Here is a 21,576-nt window from a genome sequence, read left to right as displayed (position 1 = left end):
GGTAAAGTCGCGCCCTTTATTTGGCTTGGGGGGCAATTATGTTCATTGGATTTGACTACGGCACAGCAAACTGCTCGGTTGCCGTGATGCGGGACGATGCGCCCGAATTGCTGGTGCTGGAAAATAATGACGTTTATTTGCCCTCGATGCTGTGCGCCCCGACCCGGGAAGCCGTAAGTGAGTGCCTGCACCGCCATTGGCAGGTGCCAACAGGCAGTGACGAAAACCAGCAACTATTACGCCGGGCCATGGCGTTCAATCGCGAAGAAGATATCCCAGTGACCGCCGACAGCTTGATGTTCGGCTTGTCTGCACTGGCTCACTATATTGAAGATCCCGAAGAAGTTTACTTTGTAAAATCGCCTAAATCTTTCCTGGGTGCCAATGGGCTGAAACCGCAACAGTTGGCGCTGTTTGAGGATTTAGTCTGCGCCATGATGTTCCACATCAAACGCCAGGCGGAAGCGGTATTGTCATCAGAAATTAGCCAGACGGTGATTGGCCGCCCGGTTAACTTCCAAGGTTCCGGCGGTGAAGAAGCCAACCGACAAGCAGAGGGAATTTTACTGCGTGCCGCGCAACGCGCTGGTTTTCGCGATATCGCTTTCCAGTTTGAGCCGGTGGCGGCGGGGTTGGACTTTGAAGCCACACTGACCAGTGAAAAAACCGTTTTAGTCGTGGATATCGGCGGGGGAACCACCGACTGCTCGGTGCTATTAATGGGGCCAAAATGGCAAGGTTTGGCCGATCGTCAGCAAAGCCTGCTGGGCCACAGTGGTTGCCGTGTCGGGGGGAATGACCTGGATATCATGTTGGCGTTTAAGCAACTGATGCCGCTGTTTGGTATGGGCGGCGAGACCGAAAAAGGCATTGCGATGCCGTCATTGCCCTACTGGAACGCGGTTGCCACCAATGATGTTCCCGCCCAAAGTGATTTTTATAGCACCGTGAATGGCCGTTTCCTGCGAGATTTAATCCGTGATGCGGCTAATCCACAGCAAGTTCAGCGCTTGTTGAAAGTCTATCAACAGCGTTTGAGCTACCGTCTGGTGCGCGCCGCAGAAGAGAGCAAAATTGCGCTGTCTGAGCAAGAACAAGTCGCCGCGGCACTGGATTTTGTTCAGCCGGAGTTAGGGCAAACTATCAGCCAGCAGCAGCTTGCTGAAGCTATCGCCCACCCCCTGCAACGCATTCAAGAGCAAGTCAGCCTGGCGCTAGCCACCAGCCACATCACGCCGGACGTGATTTACCTGACTGGCGGCAGCGCGCGTTCGCCATTACTGCGCGCGGCCTTACAGCAGCAATTGCCGGGTATCCCACTGGTTGGGGGCAATGATTTTGGCTCCGTCACCGCCGGATTGGCGCGTTGGGCACAGACACTTTATCGGTGATTTTTTTATATTGATGTTGATGTTGATGTTGATGTTGATGTTGATGTTGATGTTGATGTTGATGTTGATGTTGATGTTGATGTTGATGTTGATGTTGATGTTGATGTTGATTAAGTGATCGGGTTCGGTTGTTAGAATTTCACTGTTCACTGAATCTCCGATGAACCAACCGCCAAAGGGGTTACAAGCGCGTAACCCCCTTGGAACCCCTGCGCTTACGCACATATCGCTTGCCCACTTCGTGGGTACCCTTACTCATCGTTTCGCTGACGGGACGGCTTTATTCGCGTCCCTGCTCATGACGCCTAAATCCGCCGTCCATGGCGGATTTCCCTTGCTACACTCTTCACTCGGCTGCACAAATGTGCTTTTAAACATCAAGGTCAAAACCCGTGTTTTGAATTGGCTTTTGGCCTTGAGCGCAGTCAGGAATATTACCGACAAAGACGATGGCCCGAGTGAGCGGGCATGGACGCCCGCGAAAAGCGCGCTTGAGCAGGAGCGAATCGCGCTGGCTCGATAAGGCCAACGACTGCCGGAGGGGACTGCGAATAGCAGTAATATTTCGCGCAAGCCGCAGGTGCAGGAGGGCCGGCTTGCCCTCCTGCTCGGTTGAGGCTACGGAGGTAAAGTGGTCGCTGAGCGACTATCAACCGAAACAATGATCCGTGATCTAACAACCGAACCGGATCATCTAATCAAATATCAACCAAAACACAAATCCCCCCAAACCCTGACAATATTTTCATATTTCCTCCATTTTTATCCGGTAAATCCCCGCTAAACTAGTAACATATCTATACCCGTCATCTTTCAAGATACAGGTGTGTTGGCTGCGTTCAATCACCCGAATCACTTACTTTAGTAAGCTCATCGGGATTCTCTCGCTTGCCGCCTTCCTGAATCTCGAAATCTATGGGGTATGAATTTTTATTTTTTGCACTTGTGTGCGCATAACAAGATAAACCAAAGGGACTCACCGCATCATGAAAGCTCAATCCAAACGCACTTCCCGATTACTGACTTTATTGGGGATCGTGGTGGCGATTATTGTTGCTGTGTTTGTCTGGCGTCATTTCAGTGCTGCCCCACCAAACAGTGCGCCGGGGGCACAGCAAAATGGCGCAGGAAGCAGTTCCGCTCGCGCGGGCAGCCGCCGTAATATGCCGATGTCTCCAGTGCAAGCCGCCACTGCCACCGAACAAGCGGTGCCGCGTTATCTCACCGGCTTAGGGACAGTGATTGCCGCGAACACCGTCACGGTCACCAGCCGGGTTGATGGCCAGTTAATGGCTATCCACTTTACTGAAGGCCAGCAGGTTAAGGCCGGTGACTTACTGGTCGAAATTGACCCGCGCCCTTACCAAGTTCAACTGACCCAAGCTCAAGGGCAACTAGCCAAAGACCAGGCCACACTAGACAATGCTCGCCGCGATTTGGCCCGCTATCAAAAATTGGCTAAAACCGGCCTGATTTCACAGCAAGATTTGGATACTCAAGCTTCATTGGTGCGCCAGAGCGAAGGCAGTGTAAAAGCCGATCAAGGAGCTATCGACAGCGCCCAACTGCAACTGACTTATAGCCGCATTACCGCGCCCATTTCCGGTAAAGTCGGGCTAAAACAAGTGGATGTCGGTAACTACATTACCAGCGGCACCGCCACCCCGATTGTGGTTATCACTCAAACACATCCTGTTGATGTGGTCTTTACCCTACCGGAAAGTGATATCCCGGCCATTATGCAAGCACAGAAAAATGCAGCAGAAAATAAGACTACCGTGCCGGTTGAAGCATGGGACCGCACCAATAAGCAGATGCTAGCCCAAGGTTATCTGCTCAGTATTGATAACCAAATTGATACCACCACCGGCACCATTAAGCTGAAAGCCCGCTTTGCCAATGAAGATGACGTGCTGTTCCCGAATCAATTTGTTAACGCGCGTATCAAAGTGGATTTACTGCAAAATGCCGTGGTGGTGCCGACTGCGGCGGTGCAGATGGGTAACGAGGGGAGTTTTGTCTGGACATTAAATGACGAGAATAAAGTCAGTAAGCACTTAGTTACCACCGGAATTCAAGATAGTAAACAAGTGGTTATCAGCGCCGGGCTGGATGCCGGTCAGCGCGTGGTCACTGACGGTATTGATCGCCTGACGGAAGGTTTGCAAGTTGAAGTGGTCACTCCTCGTTCAGCAGAGGCTGCTCAAACTGACGCGGCAGAAAAACCAGCTACGACCGAAAAAGGCACACAACGTCGAGGTGGAAAACCGGCGGCTGATGCACCGGCTGGCACAGCTCCAGCGGCGGAGAAATCCTGATGCAAGTGATGCCTCCAACCCCCGGCGGCGGGCCATCACGGCTGTTTATCCTGCGCCCAGTTGCCACCACACTGTTTATGGTCGCCATTCTGTTAGCGGGGATTATCGGCTATCGCGCTTTGCCGGTCTCCGCCCTGCCGGAAGTCGATTACCCGACCATTCAGGTGGTGACACTTTACCCCGGTGCCAGCCCGGATGTGGTGACTTCCTCTATTACTGCGCCACTGGAGCGCCAGTTTGGCCAGATGTCTGGCTTGAAACAAATGGCGTCACAAAGCTCTGGGGGCGCGTCGGTCATCACCTTACAATTCCAGCTCACTTTGCCGCTGGACGTAGCCGAGCAAGAAGTGCAGGCGGCGATTAACTCCGCCACCAATCTGCTGCCCAATGACCTGCCCTATCCGCCGATTTACAGCAAAGTGAATCCAGCGGATCCGCCCATTCTGACACTGGCGGTGACCTCCACCGCGCTCCCGATGACTCAAGTGGAAGATATGGTCGAAACCCGCATTGCGCAGAAAATCTCGCAAGTGACCGGCGTGGGTCTGGTCACCATTTCTGGCGGTCAGCGCCCGGCGGTGCGGGTGAAATTGAATGCACCGGCAGTCGCTGCTTTGGGGCTGGACAGCGAAACCATTCGCACCGCCATCAGCAATGCCAACGTCAACTCCGCCAAAGGCAGTCTGGATGGGCCAACCCGCTCAGTTACCTTGTCGGCCAATGACCAGATGAAATCCGCTGAGGATTACCGCGACCTGATTGTCGCTTACCAAAATGGTGCGCCAGTGCGCTTGCAGGATGTCGCCACCATCGAACAGGGCGCAGAAAATAACAAACTGGCTGCTTGGGCCAATACCCAACAGGCGATTGTGCTGAATATCCAGCGCCAGCCGGGGGTCAATGTGATTGCCACCGCCGACAGTATTCGCGAAATGCTGCCGGATTTGATCAAAAGCCTGCCGAAGTCAGTTGATGTCACAGTGCTGACCGACCGCACCACCACTATCCGTGCTTCAGTCAGTGATGTGCAGTTTGAATTAATGCTGGCGATTGTATTGGTGGTGATGGTGATTTACCTGTTCCTGCGCAATGCAGCGGCCACCATTATCCCCAGCATTGCCGTGCCGCTGTCACTGATTGGGACATTCGCCGCGATGTATTTCCTCGGTTTTTCAATCAATAACCTGACATTAATGGCCCTGACCATTGCCACCGGTTTTGTGGTCGATGATGCCATCGTGGTGATTGAAAATATCTCGCGCTATATCGAAAAGGGCGAAAAACCGCTGGATGCCGCGCTAAAAGGGGCCGGTGAGATTGGCTTTACCATTATTTCACTGACTTTCTCATTGATTGCGGTGTTGATTCCGCTGCTGTTTATGGGCGACATCGTCGGCCGCCTGTTCCGTGAATTTGCCGTCACACTGGCGGTGGCAATCCTGATTTCAGCGGTGGTTTCCCTGACACTGACACCCATGATGTGCGCACGGATGCTCAGTTATGAATCCCTGCGCAAGCAAAACCGCCTATCGCGCGCCAGTGAAAAATTCTTTGACTGGATCATCGCCCATTATGCGGTGGCACTGAAAAAAGTGCTTAATCATCAATGGATAACTCTGGGTGTCACCTTAAGCACGCTGGTGCTGACAGTATTACTTTACTTACTCATGCCCAAAGGCTTTTTCCCCTTGCAGGACAATGGCCTCATTCAGGGCACTTTGGAAGCGCCGCAATCTGTTTCATTCAGTAATATGGCGGAGCGCCAGCAGCAAGTGGCCGCTATTATCCTGAAAGATCCGGCGGTCGAAAGCCTGACCTCATTTGTCGGGGTCGACGGCACCAACGCCACGCTCAATAATGGCCGGTTGCAGATTAACCTTAAGCCGTTGAGCAGCAGAGAGGATCGCATCCCAGAGATAATCACCCGCTTGCAGCAGAGTGTGGCTGGAATTCCGGGGATTAAACTCTATTTGCAGCCGGTACAAGACTTGACCATTGATACCCAACTGAGCCGCACCCAATATCAGTTCACTCTGCAAGCCACTTCACTGGAGGAACTGAGCACCTGGGTGCCGAAACTGGTCAGTGAATTACAGCAACAAGCGCCATTCCAGGATGTCACCAGCGACTGGCAGGATCAGGGGTTAGTGGCCTTTGTCAATGTCGACCGAGACAGCGCCAGCCGTCTGGGGATCACCATGGCCGCCATCGACAGCGCGCTCTATAACGCCTTTGGTCAGCGGTTGATTTCCACCATTTATACCCAAGCCAATCAGTATCGGGTGGTGCTAGAGCATGATATCAAAGCCACACCGGGGCTGGCGGCCTTTAATGATATCCGCCTGACCGGCAGTGACGGTAAAGGCGTGCCGCTGAGCAGCATTGCCACTATTGAAGAGCGCTTCGGGCCGCTTTCTATCAACCATTTGAATCAGTTCCCGTCAGCCACTATCTCATTCAATGTGGCGCAGGGCTATTCTCTGGGGGAAGCGGTCAATGCCGTGACCCAAGCGGAGCAGGCCATCCAGCTACCGGCGGATATTATGACCCGCTTCCAAGGTTCGACACTGGCGTTCCAGGCCGCGCTAGGCAGCACACTATGGCTGATTATTGCCGCTATTGTGGCGATGTATATCGTGCTCGGGGTGTTGTACGAAAGTTTTATTCACCCGGTGACTATCTTATCCACCCTGCCGACCGCTGGTGTCGGGGCCTTGCTGGCCCTGATGTTGACCGGTCATGAGCTGGATGTGATCGCCATTATCGGGATAATCCTGCTGATCGGCATCGTGAAGAAAAACGCCATCATGATGATCGACTTTGCACTGGCCGCCGAGCGGGATCAGGGCATGACGCCGTATGACGCCATTTATCAAGCGTGTTTATTGCGTTTCCGCCCGATTTTGATGACCACATTGGCCGCGCTGTTTGGCGCATTGCCCCTGATGCTCAGTACCGGTTCCGGGGCTGAATTACGCAATCCTCTCGGAGTCTGTATGGTCGGCGGGCTGATTGTCAGCCAGGTGCTGACCCTGTTCACTACGCCGGTTATCTATCTGTTATTTGATAAACTGGCACGCAATTCCCATGGCAAAAATCGCTATCAACATCAAGATATTGAGACGCCAGAATTGCCGGATGGGCGGGAACAGCCGTGAAATTCTTTGCTCTGTTCATCCAACGCCCGGTCGCCACTACCCTGCTGACACTGGCCATCACCCTCAGCGGGATTATCGGTTTTAGTTTATTGCCGGTATCACCGCTGCCGCAGGTTGATTATCCGGTGATTATGGTCAGTGCCTCGATGCCCGGTGCCGACCCGGAGACCATGGCGTCATCCATTGCCACGCCACTGGAGCGCGCACTAGGAAGAATTGCTGGCGTTAATGAAATGACTTCAACCAGTTCGCTGGGCAGCACGCGAATTATTCTGCAATTCTCCCTCGACCGCGATATTAATGGCGCGGCGCGTGATGTACAGGCGGCGCTTAATGCCGCGCAAAGCTTGCTCCCCTCCGGCATGCCCAATCGCCCGACCTATTTCAAAATGAACCCGTCTGATGCGCCAATTATGATCATGACGTTGACCTCGGATACCTTCAGTCAGGGCCAATTATATGATTTTGCCTCGACCCAATTGGCGCAGAAAATTGCTCAGACCGAGGGCGTCAGTGAGGTCTCGGTCGGCGGCAGTTCACTGCCTGCGGTGCGGGTGGAGCTGAATCCTGGCGCGCTGTTCAATCAGGGCGTGTCACTGGATGCGGTGCGCCAGGCGATCAGCGCGGCTAACGTGCGCCACCCGCAAGGTTCCATTGATAGTAGTGAGCAACATTGGCAGGTGCAGGCCAATGATGAGATCAAAACTGCCGAGGGTTATCGCCCGCTTATCATTCACTATAACAATGGCTCGCCAGTGCGGTTGCAAGATGTCGCCAATGTCGTCGATTCGGTGCAGGATGTGCGCAATGCCGGGATGTCCGATGGCAAACCGGCGATTCTATTGGTGATCAGCCGTGAACCGGGGGCGAATATTATCGCCACGGTCGACAGAATTCGCGCCGAACTCCCGGCTCTGCGCGCCTCTATTCCGGCCTCAATTCAACTGAACATTGCGCAAGATCGCTCGCCGACTATCCGCGCCTCACTGGATGAAGTGGAACAATCACTGGTGATCGCCGTGGCATTGGTGATTCTGGTGGTGTTCCTGTTCCTGCGATCAGGCCGTGCCACCTTGATCCCCGCGGTTGCGGTGCCGGTTTCGCTGATTGGCACCTTTACCGCCATGTATTTGTGCGACTTTAGCCTTAATAATCTGTCATTGATGGCGCTGACCATCGCCACCGGCTTTGTGGTCGACGACGCCATTGTGGTGCTGGAGAATATTTCTCGCCATCTGGAGGCTGGGGTGAAACCGATGGTTGCCGCCCTGCGCGGGGTGCGCGAAGTCGGTTTTACTGTGCTGTCGATGAGTATTTCTCTGGTGGCGGTGTTTATTCCGCTGCTGTTGATGGAGGGGTTACCGGGGCGGTTATTCCGTGAGTTTGCCATCACATTGTCGGTGGCTATCGGTATCTCGCTAGTTATTTCGTTGACCCTAACGCCGATGATGTGCGCCCATTTGTTACGCGCCCGTCCGGCCGGTCAGCCACAACGTATTCGCGGTTTCGGTAAAGTGCTGCTGGCTATTCAGCAAGGTTATGGCCGTTCACTCAATTGGGTGCTGGGCCATACGCGCTGGGTGATGGCCGTGCTGCTTTCCACTATTGCACTGAATGTTTGGCTCTATATCAGTATCCCAAAAACCTTTTTCCCTGAACAGGATACCGGCCGCATGATGGGCTTTATTCAAGCCGACCAGAGTATTTCTTTCCAGGCAATGCAGCAAAAACTGAAAGATTTTATGAAAATTGTCAGTGCCGATCCGGCAGTCGACAATGTGACGGGATTTACCGGCGGTTCGCGCACCAACAGCGGATCAATGTTTATCTCATTGAAACCACTGAGTGAACGCAGCGAAACAGCCCAACAAGTGATTGCCCGGCTACGCGGCAAGTTGGCAAAAGAGCCGGGGGCCAGTCTGTTCCTCTCTCCGGTGCAGGATATTCGCGTCGGTGGCCGTCAATCCAACGCCAGTTATCAATATACGTTATTGGCGGATGACTTAACCGCTCTGCGTGAATGGGAGCCAAAAGTCCGGGCGGCCCTGAGCAAGTTACCGGAGTTAGCCGATGTGAACTCCGACCAACAGGATAAAGGCTCGGAAATGGCGCTGACCTACGACCGCGAAACCATGGCGCGGCTGGGTATTGATGTATCTGATGCCAATGCGTTGCTCAATAACGCCTTTGGTCAGCGGCAAATTTCCACTATTTATCAGCCACTAAACCAATACAAAGTGGTGATGGAAGTCGCGCCTCAATACACGCAGGATGTGAGTTCGCTGGACAAGATGTTTGTGATTAACAGCAACGGCCAGTCAATTCCACTGTCTTATTTTGCTAAATGGCAGCCAGCGAATGCCCCGCTGGCGGTCAATCATCAAGGTTTATCCGCCGCCTCGACTATCTCATTTAACTTACCCGATGGCGGCAGCCTGTCTGAAGCCACCGCCGCCGTTGAGCGGGCAATGACAGAATTGGGGGTGCCGGGCACGGTGCGCGGCGTGTTTGCCGGTACCGCGCAAGTGTTCCAGGAAACCTTGAAATCTCAGCTTTGGCTGATTATGGCGGCGATCGCCACGGTGTATATCGTGCTGGGGATTTTGTATGAAAGTTATGTTCATCCGCTAACCATATTATCAACCTTGCCCTCCGCTGGGGTCGGGGCATTACTGGCGCTGGAACTGTTCGATGCGCCCTTTAGCCTCATCGCCCTGATTGGCATTATGCTATTGATTGGTATCGTGAAAAAGAACGCCATCATGATGGTCGATTTTGCTCTCGATGCACAACGCAATGGCAATCTTAGCGCCCGCGATGCCATTTTCCAGGCCAGTCTGCTGCGTTTTAGGCCGATTATGATGACCACTCTGGCCGCCTTATTCGGCGCGCTGCCGTTGGTCTTGGGCAGTGGTGATGGCGCTGAATTACGCCAACCACTAGGGATTACTATTGTCGGCGGGCTGGTCATGAGCCAGTTACTCACCTTATATACCACCCCGGTGGTTTATCTCTATTTTGACCGGCTGCGCAGCCGCTTTAGTAAAAAGCCGTTGATGAGACTGGAATAATGGCTAACCGATAAAACAGGTGGAAATATCATGAGAATCGGCATTACCGGCAAACTGTTTATGGCGATATTTGCCACCTGTATGCTGGTGCTCATCACTATGCACTGGGGAATAAGAGCCAGTTTCGAGCGCGGCTTTATTGATTATATCAAGCAAAGTAATGAGCAGCGGATAGCCATGCTGGGGGATGCGCTTGAAGTTCAATACCAGCGCTACGGTAACTGGGATTTTCTGCGCAATAATGATCAAGTTATTTATCAGATAATGAAGTCTCTCGAGCAAAGTGGTGATAACAGCCGCAACTTGCCCCCACGCGGTTGGCGCGCTCAATTTTGGGTGGTTGATAATCATAATAATCTGCTGGTGGGGCACACCGGGAAGTTACCCCAAGAGGCCAGTCGCCGGGCAATAACCGTGAATAAACAGGTGGTGGGCTGGGTGATATCCACCCCACCGGAAAAACTAACTCGCCATGCTGATATTAATTTTGATCAGCAACAGCGCCGCACCAGTTGGATTATTGTCGCCTTGTCGACCTTATTGGCCGCCGCCGTGACCTGGGTTTTATCGCGCGGCATGTTAGCCCCGGTAAAACGTCTGGTGGAAGGGACTCATCGGCTGGCTGCCGGTGATTTCAGTGCCCGCGTGGCGGTCAGTAGCCGCGATGAATTGGGCCGTTTGGCGCAGGATTTTAACCAGTTAGCCAGTTCACTGGAGAAAAATGAACAAAATCGGCGCGACTTTATGGCCGATGTCTCCCACGAGTTACGCACTCCGCTGGCAGTATTGCGCGGTGAACTGGAAGCTTTGCAAGATGGCGTGCGCGCGCCAACACCGGAATCGCTGATTTCACTGCAAGCTGAAGTCGGAATACTGACTAAACTGGTGAATGACTTACACCAACTTTCGCTCTCTGACCGGGGGGCGCTGGCTTATCGTAAAACCCAGTTGGATGCCGCTCGCCTGCTGCAAATTGCTATTGCCAGCTTCCATGGCCGCTTTGAAAACAAAAATATCCGCATCATCACTCACCTGCCCGAGCAAGCCGTAATGTTTGGCGACCCCGACCGGCTAAATCAGCTGTTTCACAACTTGCTGGAAAATAGCCTGCGCTACACCAATGAAGGGGGACAATTAGAAATCAGCGCTCAGCTTGCAGAAGAAACCTTAACGCTAAGCTGGCAGGACACTAAACCGGGCCTGAGTGATGAACAGTTGCAACGCATCTTTGAGCGCTTTTATCGCACTGAAAGCTCGCGTAACCGCGCCAGTGGCGGCTCGGGGCTGGGCCTGGCAATTTGCCACAATATTGTTGAAGCACATGGCGGTAAAATCAGTGCCGAACATTCACCTATGGGCGGCCTGCGGATTAGGGTAGTATTTCCGCTATTCCATTCAATAGGGTAATTCATCTCATGCACCAACAGCTACAGTCTACCAGCCAGTCTGGCACCGTATTGATTGTTGAAGATGAGCCCAAGCTCGGCCAGTTATTGGTCGATTACCTGCAAGCCGCAGGTTACAGCACCCAGTGGCTCACCAATGGCGCCGAAGTGGTCGCCGCCGTACGCCAAGCGCCTCCCGCCATCATATTGCTGGATCTGATGTTACCCGGCAGTGATGGCATCAGTGTTTGCCGTGAAATCCGCCGGTTTTCCGATGTGCCTATCATGATGGTCACGGCAAAAACGGAAGAGATTGACCGGCTATTGGGGTTAGAAATTGGGGCTGATGATTATATCTGCAAACCCTATAGCCCACGGGAAGTGGTGGCGCGGGTCAAAACTATTCTGCGCCGCTGCCAACAACAGCGGGAACAACCCAGTGAGAGCGCACCGCTGCTGATTGATGAATCCCGCTTCCAGGCAAGCTATCAGGGCCATTTGCTGGAGCTGACCCCGGCGGAGTTTCGCCTGCTGAAAATCCTGGCAACCCAACCGGGCCATGTTTTTAGCCGCGAGCAACTGCTGAATAACCTGTATGACGATTACCGCGTGGTGACTGACCGCACTATCGACAGCCATATCAAAAATCTGCGGCGCAAATTGGAAGCTCTCGATGGCGAGAAGCCCTTTATTCGCGCGGTTTATGGAATGGGGTATCGCTGGGAGGCCGAGATCTGCCGTTTGCTGTAATCTAATTTGCATTATGTTGGTGCTGTATGAGTCGTTGACTACACTCTAATAGGAATATCACCCAAAGGAGCAACATTATGACCACCGGTCACTATGAGATTAAAAAGGCAAAGAATGGGCAGTACCATTTCAATCTGAAAGCCAGTAATGGCGAAATTATTCTCACCAGTGAGATGTATGCCAGCAAAGCCTCCGCTGAAAACGGCATATCATCGGTACAAAGTAACTCTCCACTGGAAAGCCAATATGAGTTAAAGCTCAACACGAAAAATGAGCCCTATTTCGTGTTGAAAGCGAAAAACCATCAGGTTATTGGTGTCAGTGAATCCTACAGTTCCGAAGCTGCCGCTAAAAAGGGAATTGCTTCTGTTGTGAAAAACGGCCCGACCACCATCATTAAAGACCTGACACTGTAATCTTATTGATTTTATAGCGCTATTTTACCGAACTATCCTACTAAGAATGTATTCGCGCGGGGCCAGTGACCGCGCATTTCTCTCCTCATATTGATCCAGATCATTTAAACCTGACAAAAATTGTGCAACGGCTGATTTTCACGATGGGCAAGGTTACAATCCTCGGTTTTTAGCCACTCCCTCGGGCGTGGTTCTGACTTGAACTCAGACTGAGAGCCGTGATATGTCCTTACCAAAAGAATCTTCATCATCAATATTTTCACCAAATCTGCCTTTTACACCGGAATTGTTATCCCCTGCCGGCACCCTTAAAAATATGCGTTATGCTTTTGCTTATGGCGCAGATGCGGTTTATGCCGGTCAGCCGCGCTATAGCCTGCGAGTGCGTAATAATGAATTCAATCACGAGAATCTGGCATTAGGTATTCAGGAAGCCCACTCTCTGGGCAAGCGCTTCTATGTGGTGGTGAATATTGCCCCGCACAACTCCAAACTGAAGACCTTTCTACGTGATTTAAAACCGGTGATTGATATGGGGCCAGATGCCCTGATTATGTCTGACCCCGGTTTAATCATGATGGTGCGAGAAGCTTTCCCACAGGTGGATATTCACCTGTCGGTGCAAGCCAATGCTGTTAACTGGGCGACGGTTAAATTCTGGCAGCAAATGGGCTTGACCCGCGTGATACTTTCTCGTGAATTATCATTGGAAGAAATCGCTGAAATCCGCGCACAAGTGCCCGACATGGAGCTGGAGATTTTTGTGCACGGCGCACTTTGCATGGCCTATTCCGGCCGCTGCTTGCTCTCCGGCTACATTAATAAACGTGATCCGAATCAGGGAACATGCACCAATGCCTGCCGCTGGGAATATAATGTTCAAGAAGGCAAAGAAGATGATATTGGCAATATCGTGCATATTCATCAGCCTATTGCGGTGAAGAATGTCGAGCCCACATTGGGTATCGGCGCTCCAACCGACAAAGTATTTATGATAGAAGAAGCCCAGCGCCCAGGTGAGTACATGACGGCGACTGAAGATGAGCATGGCACTTACATCATGAATTCCAAAGACTTGCGTGCTATTCAGCATGTGGAGCGCTTGACCCAAATGGGTGTGCATTCGCTGAAAATTGAGGGCCGCACTAAGTCATTCTATTATTGCGCCCGGACCGCGCAGGTTTATCGCCGCGCTATTGATGATGCCGTAGCCGGTAAACCTTTTGACCCGACTTTGCTGACCACATTGGAGGGCTTGGCTCACCGCGGTTATACCGAAGGTTTCCTACGCCGTCATGTGCATGAAGATCAACAAACTTACGACTATGGCTATTCAGTTTCAGAACGCCAGCAATTTGTCGGCGAGTTTACCGGTGTACGCCGTGATGGGCTGGCTGAAGTCATCGTCAAAAATAAATTCTCAGTCGGTGACAGTGTTGAGTTGATGACTCCCCAGGGTAATATCCAGTTTACCCTTGAAAGTATGCAGGATAAAAAGAGCCAACCGGCAGATATCGCGCCGGGTAACGGGCACATCATGTATTTGCCGATTCCCGAAGACATTAATGTAGAATATGGCTTACTGATACGGAATTTGAACGGAACAAATAGCCGTAATCCTCACGAAAAAGCCTAAGAAGCAGTAATGCCAAATAATGCCATCGCTCAGATGGCATTTTTAGCAAATATTAGAAATGGATCACATCAATTATAATAACACTGGGGTAGGATAGCTCGAGTACAATCAAGAACTAAAAAAGTTTTACAGCAAGACTAGGAACCACCTCCTTGGCCAGCCCAATCTCCCTTGGGCTGGCCTTTTCTTTTTATCTTTCTAAGCTGTTGATTACAGACCATTTATCCAATTTTTTTATTATTATCGGTTCTTGTTATACTGTTAGATAATAACGAGAATGATCTCCTTCCATGAATAATTCCACACCAAATAAAAATTATCTTAGCTAAATAAATATTCCAGTAAAAATAAAAACTATTTTATTAGGGTCAGCTATTACTGATATTCTCAATTATTTATTGAATAATCTGATAGATAAATTAAACAACTGTGGGTTATTGTTAAGTTTATTGTAGAAACGCACTGGAGCAAGTTATGACCTCAATGCCACAGACACTTCTTATCCTTAATGGTAAAGAAGCGGGTAACCAAGATGTTCGCAATGCCGTCAAAAACTTGCGCGAGGAAGATGTGACTCTCCATGTTCGTGTCACCTGGGAGCACGGTGATGCAAAACGTTATGTCGAAGAAGCCGCATTATTGGCGGTCGAGACAGTCATTGCCGGTGGTGGCGATGGTACTCTCAATGAAGTCGCCAGCGCACTGATAACATTATCGGAGGAAAATCGCCCCTGTTTGGGTATCCTGCCATTGGGGACGGCCAATGATTTCGCCACCAGTTGCAGCATTCCTTTGCAAATAGAAAACGCATTGCAGCTAGCAGTGAAAGGCCGTGCGGTTGCCATTGATTTAGCGCAAGTGAATGATAAACACTATTTTATCAATATGGCCACCGGGGGCTTTGGCACTCGCATAACGACCGAAACGCCGGACAAACTCAAGGCGGTGTTGGGTGGCGCGTCTTACTTTATTCACGGCCTGATGCGCATGGACACCATTAAAGCTGACAGCTGTGAAATTCGCGGTCCTGGCTTTGAATGGTCTGGCGATGCTTTGGTGATAGGCATTGGCAATGGCCGACAAGCCGGTGGCGGGCAACCTCTCTGCCCCGATGCTCTGATTAATGATGGTTTGTTGCAATTGCGCTTGTTGATCGCCGAAGAATTACTTCCCGCGCTATTGACCAGCGTCTTCAGTGGTGAGAAAAACAAAAATGTGATTGAAACATCGCTCCCCTGGCTCGATATCACCGCCCCCCATGACATCACTTTCAATCTGGATGGTGAACCCTTATCAGGAAAAAACTTTCATATTGAGATAATCCCCAATGCTATCCAATGTCGCCTCCCCCCGAATTGTGAGCTGCTAGGCTAACTATCTGCACCGGGGCTAGCAATAGTTAGCCCATGATTATCCTCTATTTTATTCCCATTTCGGCTTCCGTATCCTCCATTTCAACTCCGACGTCAGCTTAGACTGTCACATTCTCTCCACTCAAAACCTTTCATTTCGGTTTGATTTTCTTTTATTTTTAATCTTCACTTTGAAAGCTTTTTCTTTCAAAGTGTGATCTATATGCAATAAATAGATCTAAAAAATGATTATGGTAGTGCACATGGCGACAAACAAGATGCTGAAGTTCATTCTGAACTCTCAGTATTTTGAAACCGCTTTAGCACGCGGAACATTAAATTTCTTTTGATAACAACGCGTTTGAAACAGCGAGTTTGATAACAAAAGTTTATAAAAACAGCCATAACCTCGATTACAGGAGAAAAAGAATGATTGAACTTATAACCCATGGAGCCGAGTGGTTTATCGGACTCTTCCAGAAAGGGGGAGAAGTTTTTGTTGGCATGGTCACCGGGATTTTACCTTTATTAATTAGTTTGTTAGTCATCATGAATGCGCTGATCAAATTTGTCGGTCAGGACAGAATTGAACGATTGGCGCAACGTTGCGCGGGGAACCCTGTTTCTCGTTATCTGTTGCTGCCAGTGATTGGTACCTTTGTATTCTGTAACCCGATGACATTGAGTCTCGGGCGCTTTATGCCAGAAAAATACAAACCAAGCTATTACGCCGCAGCGTCTTACAGCTGTCACTCAATGAATGGTCTGTTCCCACACATCAACCCAGGTGAGTTGTTTGTCTTCCTCGGTATAGCCAGTGGTTTAACCACACTGGGCCTGCCATTAGGCCCGCTGGCGGTGAGCTACTTCCTGGTCGGGATGGTTACCAACTTCTTCCGCGGCTGGATTACTGACCTGACGACATCCATTTTCGAACGCAAAATGGGCATCCGCCTGGACCGTACCGTACAACTTTAATATGTAATTCAAATACATACTGTGTGGAGCAGATCATGAGTGAGTTTATCCGGATTGAAAAAGGCGAAGGCGGTTGGGGTGGCCCATTAGAGTTGCCAATCGTCCCCGGTAAAAAAATTGTCTATATCACCGCCGGTACCCGCCCGGCCATTATTGACCGCATCAGCGAACTGACTGGCTGGGAAGCCGTCGATGGCTTCAAAGAAGGCGAGCCGCCAGCGGAAGAAATCGCCATTGCCATTATTGACTGTGGGGGCACCCTGCGCTGTGGTTTGTACCCTAAGCGCCGTATACCAACTGTCAACATCCATTCAACCGGTCAATCCGGGCCGATGGCGAAATACATTCTGGAAGATATTTATGTTTCCGGCGTCCGTGAAAAGAATATCCACAAAATCAGTAAAACCGACAGTGCAGCCGCCGCAGCTCCGACAGTAGAAACCACAGCCAAAGCGGCGGAAACCCCTGCTGATAAAGGGGGTCGTGATTACGATACCACCAAGAAAATCACCGAACAAAGTGACGGTTTGCTGGCAAAAGTGGGCATGGGCATGGGTTCTGTTGTGGCCGTGTTCTTCCAGTCAGGCCGCGACACCATTGATACCGTGCTGAAAACCATTTTGCCATTTATGGCTTTCGTTTCGGCATTAATCGGCATCATCATGGCATCCGGTTTGGGTGATTTTATTGCCCACGGCTTAACACCGCTGGCCAGCAGCCCGATTGGGTTAGTGCTCTTGGCGCTGATTTGTTCCTTCCCGCTGTTATCACCATTCTTAGGCCCAGGGGCTGTTATTGCGCAAGTTATCGGCGTATTGGTTGGGGTACAAATTGGTTTAGGGAATATCCCACCACAATTGGCCCTACCAGCATTATTTGCGATTAATGCTCAAGCAGCATGTGACTTCATCCCGGTCGGCCTGTCTCTGGCTGAAGCGAAACAAGATACCGTCCGTGTAGGTGTTCCATCCGTCTTGGTTGGCCGCTTCCTGACAGGTGCGCCGACAGTATTGATTGCCTGGGCAGCATCCGCCTTTATTTATCAATAAGACATTATCAGTAAGACATTATCAGTAAGACAGAAGCATTAGATTTTCTGTAATACATTCAACGGTTAAGGATGTACGTATGAATACTATTTATCAGACAACCATTACCAATATCGGAGACAGCGCCCGTGAGGCGCTGCTGGATGACATGCTCATCACCTTTCGCGAAGGGGCACCTAAGGATATTGAAGAGTTCTGTTTTATCCACCAGCACAGCGATACCGATGGGGAATTACAGGCAGGCAACATTATGGAATTAGCCGAGATACGCTATGTCATCACCGCCGTGGGCGAAGTGGCGACGCAAAATCTACGTGAATTGGGCCATATCACTATCCGATTTAATGGTGATGAGCAACCAGAGTTCCCAGGTTCTATTCATGTTATTGGCCCGACACCGACTGATATTTCTGTTGGCAGTTCGTTGAAATTTATTCGTTAATTTATTTATTAATTTATATCCGACGTCATTGGACGTTGCAGCTAACACCGCGGCAACGCCAAGTACCAAGGGTATTAGCCAAAGTAATTGAAGATGCAGCAAGGCAGCAAGTGAACAACCCCCGATGAGCTGACACCCGTCAGTGATTCGGGTTTGTGAGAGTAGCTAACACCGCTGCGGCTTCAAGTACGAAGGATAATTTTGGAGGTGTATATGTCACAACAAGTAGCAGTAGTGATTGGTGGTGGGCAAACTTTGGGTGCATTTTTGTGCCAGGGTCTGGCCGAATCAGGTTATAAAGTGGCGGTTGCTGATTTGAATTCAGATAACGCACAGTTGGTCGCGGATCAGATTAATGCCGAATATGGTGCCGACAGCGCACAAGGTTTCCAGGTTGATGCAACCAATGAAAGTAGCGTACAGATGTTGGCAAAAGCGGTCGATCAGCGCTTCCATCAAGCAAATTTGTTGGTTTACAGTGCTGGTATTGCTAAGGCCGCGCCTATCACTGATTTCCCGCTGGATGATTTTGACCGCTCACTACAAGTGAACCTGGTAGGTTACTTCTTATGTGCACGCGAATTCTCCCGCCTGATGATCCGTGATGGCATTGCCGGACGTATTATCCAAATCAATTCTAAATCCGGTAAAGTGGGCAGCAAACACAACTCGGGTTACAGTGCCGCGAAATTTGGTGGTGTTGGTTTAACACAATCATTGGCGCTGGATTTGGCGGATTACGGTATCACCGTCCATTCACTGATGTTGGGCAATCTGTTAAAATCGCCGATGTTCCAGTCACTTTTACCGCAATACGCTGCAAAATTGGGCATTGAGCCGGAAGAAGTTGAAAAATATTATACCGATAAAGTGCCACTAAAACGCGGCTGCGATTATCAAGATGTTTTGAATACCCTGCTGTTCTACGCCAGTGATAAAGCCGCGTATTGTACCGGCCAATCTATTAACATTACCGGCGGGCAAGTGATGTTTTAAAGAAATAAGTTTTAAAGCAATGAGTTATCAAGCCCGAATCACTGACTCGCACCAGTGATTCGGGTGCATGAGAGCAGCTAACACCGCTGCGGCGTCAAGGCAAAAGATATGACTCAAAGCCATTGGCGTTGCAGCAAGGCAGCCAACGAATAAATCCCGATGAGCTGACATCAGTCAGTGATTCGGGTGCATGAGTGCAGCTAACACCGCTGCGGCGTCAAGGGCGAAGAGGAAAGAGAAGATGTCTCCTACATCAGCACTGATCAGTATTGTCATCATCGCCTGGGTACTCCAGATTTTACTCGGATGGTGGCAAATTAACCGCTTTAACCGTGCTTTTGATAGGCTTTGCCAAAACAGTAAATCGGTCGGAGTGGGCCGGTCTGGCGGGCGTTTTAAACCGAGAGTGGTGATGGCGCTGGCTTTTGATGAAAATATGCGCGTCTGTGACAGCATGATTATGCGCGGAATCAGTGTTTTTGCCCGCCCACGCGCATTACCGCACCTTCATGGATTACATCAGCAGGATTTAATCCCGGATGTGATCTTCCCTACGGATACAGCATGTCAAACTGCACTATCATTAGCGATTAAACCGAAATCATGATATTTTCACAATGAAAGTTATTCTTTTTCATGTGAAAAGTTATGCCTGAAAAAGAGGCAATGGAAATACTTGAGCAGGAATCGTTATGAAACCAAAGCAGCGACAAGTCGCTATCCTGGAATATCTCCAGCAGCACGGTAAAACGGCGGTTGATCAACTTGCCGCCCATTTTTCGACCACCGGCACGACAATCCGCAAAGATTTAACCCGTCTCGAAAATGAAGGAGCGGTGATTCGCACCTATGGCGGGGTAGTATTAAATCGTGATGATGTTGAGCAACCCATCGACCGTAAAACTCATATTAATACCGAGAAGAAAAAGCAAATCGCCAAAGCGGCCAGTAAGCTAATTAAAGATGGTGATAGTCTGGTTTTTGATGCGGGCAGTACCGTACTGCAAATGGTGCCGCATCTGACTAAATTCAATAATATTACGGTGATGACCAACAGCTTGCATATCGTCAATGAATTAGTTGAGCTGGATAACGATCAGACTATCTTGATGCCGGGCGGCACTTATCGTAAAGGTTCGGCTTCTTTTCATGGCAGCCTGGCAGAATCTGCCTTTGATAACTTCAGCTTCGACAAGCTCTTTATCGGCGCAGATGGCGTCGATCTTAAAGCAGGTGTCACCACGTTTAACGAAGTTTATCATGTCAGCACCGCTATGTGTCACGCCGCCAGCCGTATTATTCTGCTGGTCGACTCTTCCAAATTTGGCCGTAAAAGTCCCAATGTCGTTTGTGCGCTAAGTGCCGTCGATACCCTGATTACCGATAAAGGTATTAGCGACGAATATTTGCAGGAACTGCAGAAAATGGGCATTAACATCATTCTGGTTGATAAAGATGACTAACCCATTACTTACCTATGCCCGTGAAACACTGGAAATTGAGCTAACAGAAGCCCAGCGCTTGTTATCACGTTTGGATAATAATTTTGTCCAAGCTTGCGAATTATTATTGGCCTGTACCGGCAAAGCGGTTGTTTCTGGCATTGGCAAATCCGGTCACATTGGTAAAAAAATTGCCGCTTCACTGGCCAGCACTGGCACCCCGGCCTTTTTCGTGCATCCAGCCGAGGCATTGCACGGTGATTTGGGCATGATTGGCCCGCAAGATGTGCTGATTTTTATCTCTTATTCGGGCCGTGCCAAAGAACTGGACATGATCCTGCCCTTGCTGGCCGACAGCCATATTCCCGTGATTGCCATTACCGGCGGTTTAGCGTCACCATTAGCGCTGGCGGCGGTTTGCGTGTTGGATATCAGTGTTGAACATGAAGCTTGCCCGATGGGGCTAGCGCCAACATCCAGCGCCGTCAATACCCTGATGATGGGGGATGCGCTGGCCATGGCATTAATGCGCCATCGCGGTTTCAATGCAGAAGACTTTGCGCGCTCACACCCTGGTGGCAGTTTGGGCGCGCGGTTGCTCAACCGAGTTCATCATTTAATGAGAACCGGTGACCGCTTACCGGTGGTGAATGAATCCGATAGCGTGATGGAAGCGATGTTGGAATTGAGCCGCACCGGATTAGGGCTGGTGGCGGTTTGTGATCCGAATCAACGGGTGGTCGGGGTATTCACTGATGGTGATTTACGCCGCTGGTTGGTTAAAGGCGGCACTTTGCAACAGCCGCTCGGTGGCGCGATAACTCGCCCGGGTTACCGCTTACCAGAACAATGGCGCGCGGGTGAAGCACTGGAAGCACTGCATCAGCATCATATCAGTGCGGCGCCGGTGGTTAACCTTGATGGGAAACTGGTTGGCGCAATTAATCTGCATGACTTGCACCAGGCCGGCGTTGGCTGATATCCCCGTCATCTTTCAAGTTGCAGGTGTGTTGGCTGCTCTCACTTACCCGAGTCACTGACTGATGTCAGCTCCATCGGGATGCTCTCGTTTGCCGCCTTCCTGCATCTTGAAATCTATTGGGGATATGTTTGTTGTCATCTTTCAAATTGCAGGTGTGTTGGCTGCTCTCACTTACCCGAATCACTGACTGATGTCAGCTCCATCGGGATG

General features: G+C 50.5%; 16 protein-coding genes. All 16 read left to right on the top strand.

Annotated features, from left to right (window positions below; translation table 11 throughout):
* Positions 1–38: 38 nt before the first annotated feature.
* Entirely contained in the window at positions 39–1,391 is a 1,353-nt protein-coding gene (gene yegD, locus FTA91_RS17320) for a molecular chaperone (RefSeq protein ID WP_050112494.1), read from the top strand.
* 986 nt (positions 1,392–2,377) lie between these two features.
* The gene (locus tag FTA91_RS17315; protein WP_050113325.1) at positions 2,378–3,709 is read left to right on the top strand and encodes an MdtA/MuxA family multidrug efflux RND transporter periplasmic adaptor subunit; all 1,332 of its coding nucleotides are present in this window, start codon (positions 2,378–2,380) and stop codon (positions 3,707–3,709) included.
* A complete protein-coding gene (locus tag FTA91_RS17310) occupies positions 3,709–6,867 on the top strand; it encodes an MdtB/MuxB family multidrug efflux RND transporter permease subunit (RefSeq protein ID WP_145583673.1) in 3,159 nt (1,052 codons plus the stop codon). The genes FTA91_RS17315 and FTA91_RS17310 overlap by 1 nt, the downstream gene beginning before the upstream one ends.
* Positions 6,864–9,938: a multidrug efflux RND transporter permease subunit MdtC gene (gene mdtC / locus FTA91_RS17305; RefSeq protein ID WP_145583671.1), complete on the top strand. Its 3,075-nt coding sequence runs from the start codon at positions 6,864–6,866 to the stop codon at positions 9,936–9,938. The genes FTA91_RS17310 and mdtC overlap by 4 nt, the downstream gene beginning before the upstream one ends.
* Before the next feature lie 30 nt (positions 9,939–9,968).
* Complete coding sequence (gene baeS, locus FTA91_RS17300; RefSeq protein WP_145583669.1) at positions 9,969–11,345, top strand: envelope stress sensor histidine kinase BaeS; 1,377 nt, start codon at positions 9,969–9,971, stop codon at positions 11,343–11,345.
* A gap of 8 nt (positions 11,346–11,353) precedes the next feature.
* Complete coding sequence (baeR, locus tag FTA91_RS17295) at positions 11,354–12,073, top strand: envelope stress response regulator BaeR (RefSeq protein ID WP_050113322.1); 720 nt, start codon at positions 11,354–11,356, stop codon at positions 12,071–12,073.
* 77 nt (positions 12,074–12,150) lie between these two features.
* Positions 12,151–12,489: a YegP family protein gene (locus tag FTA91_RS17290; protein WP_145535325.1), complete on the top strand. Its 339-nt coding sequence runs from the start codon at positions 12,151–12,153 to the stop codon at positions 12,487–12,489.
* Between the two features lie 223 nt (positions 12,490–12,712).
* A complete protein-coding gene (gene trhP, locus FTA91_RS17285; protein WP_145535328.1) occupies positions 12,713–14,125 on the top strand; it encodes a prephenate-dependent tRNA uridine(34) hydroxylase TrhP in 1,413 nt (470 codons plus the stop codon).
* Positions 14,126–14,608: 483 nt separating this feature from the next.
* Positions 14,609–15,499 carry a lipid kinase YegS gene (gene yegS, locus FTA91_RS17280; RefSeq protein ID WP_145535410.1) on the top strand — a complete coding sequence of 297 codons (891 nt, stop codon included), beginning with the start codon at positions 14,609–14,611 and terminating at the stop codon, positions 15,497–15,499.
* Positions 15,500–15,906: 407 nt separating this feature from the next.
* Positions 15,907–16,455 carry a PTS glucitol/sorbitol transporter subunit IIC gene (srlA, locus tag FTA91_RS17275; RefSeq protein ID WP_050113318.1) on the top strand — a complete coding sequence of 183 codons (549 nt, stop codon included), beginning with the start codon at positions 15,907–15,909 and terminating at the stop codon, positions 16,453–16,455.
* Positions 16,456–16,490: 35 nt separating this feature from the next.
* Positions 16,491–17,504: a PTS glucitol/sorbitol transporter subunit IIB gene (gene srlE, locus FTA91_RS17270; protein ID WP_050113317.1), complete on the top strand. Its 1,014-nt coding sequence runs from the start codon at positions 16,491–16,493 to the stop codon at positions 17,502–17,504.
* A gap of 79 nt (positions 17,505–17,583) precedes the next feature.
* Positions 17,584–17,946 carry a PTS glucitol/sorbitol transporter subunit IIA gene (gene srlB, locus FTA91_RS17265; protein ID WP_050113316.1) on the top strand — a complete coding sequence of 121 codons (363 nt, stop codon included), beginning with the start codon at positions 17,584–17,586 and terminating at the stop codon, positions 17,944–17,946.
* A 213-nt stretch (positions 17,947–18,159) separates the two neighbouring features.
* Positions 18,160–18,942: a sorbitol-6-phosphate dehydrogenase gene (srlD, locus tag FTA91_RS17260; RefSeq protein ID WP_145535331.1), complete on the top strand. Its 783-nt coding sequence runs from the start codon at positions 18,160–18,162 to the stop codon at positions 18,940–18,942.
* A gap of 241 nt (positions 18,943–19,183) precedes the next feature.
* The gene (gene gutM / locus FTA91_RS17255) at positions 19,184–19,549 is read left to right on the top strand and encodes a transcriptional regulator GutM (RefSeq protein WP_050113314.1); all 366 of its coding nucleotides are present in this window, start codon (positions 19,184–19,186) and stop codon (positions 19,547–19,549) included.
* A gap of 85 nt (positions 19,550–19,634) precedes the next feature.
* A complete protein-coding gene (srlR, locus tag FTA91_RS17250) occupies positions 19,635–20,405 on the top strand; it encodes a glucitol operon DNA-binding transcriptional repressor SrlR (RefSeq protein ID WP_050113313.1) in 771 nt (256 codons plus the stop codon).
* Positions 20,398–21,363 carry an arabinose-5-phosphate isomerase GutQ gene (gene gutQ / locus FTA91_RS17245; protein WP_145583667.1) on the top strand — a complete coding sequence of 322 codons (966 nt, stop codon included), beginning with the start codon at positions 20,398–20,400 and terminating at the stop codon, positions 21,361–21,363. The genes srlR and gutQ overlap by 8 nt, the downstream gene beginning before the upstream one ends.
* Positions 21,364–21,576 lie beyond the last annotated feature (213 nt).

Origin of the sequence: Yersinia thracica (genome assembly GCF_902170565.1) — a bacterium.
Lineage (GTDB): Bacteria > Pseudomonadota > Gammaproteobacteria > Enterobacterales > Enterobacteriaceae > Yersinia > Yersinia thracica.
Note: the sequence above shows the minus strand (reverse complement) of the source record. Positions and strands in the feature narration are given on the sequence as shown.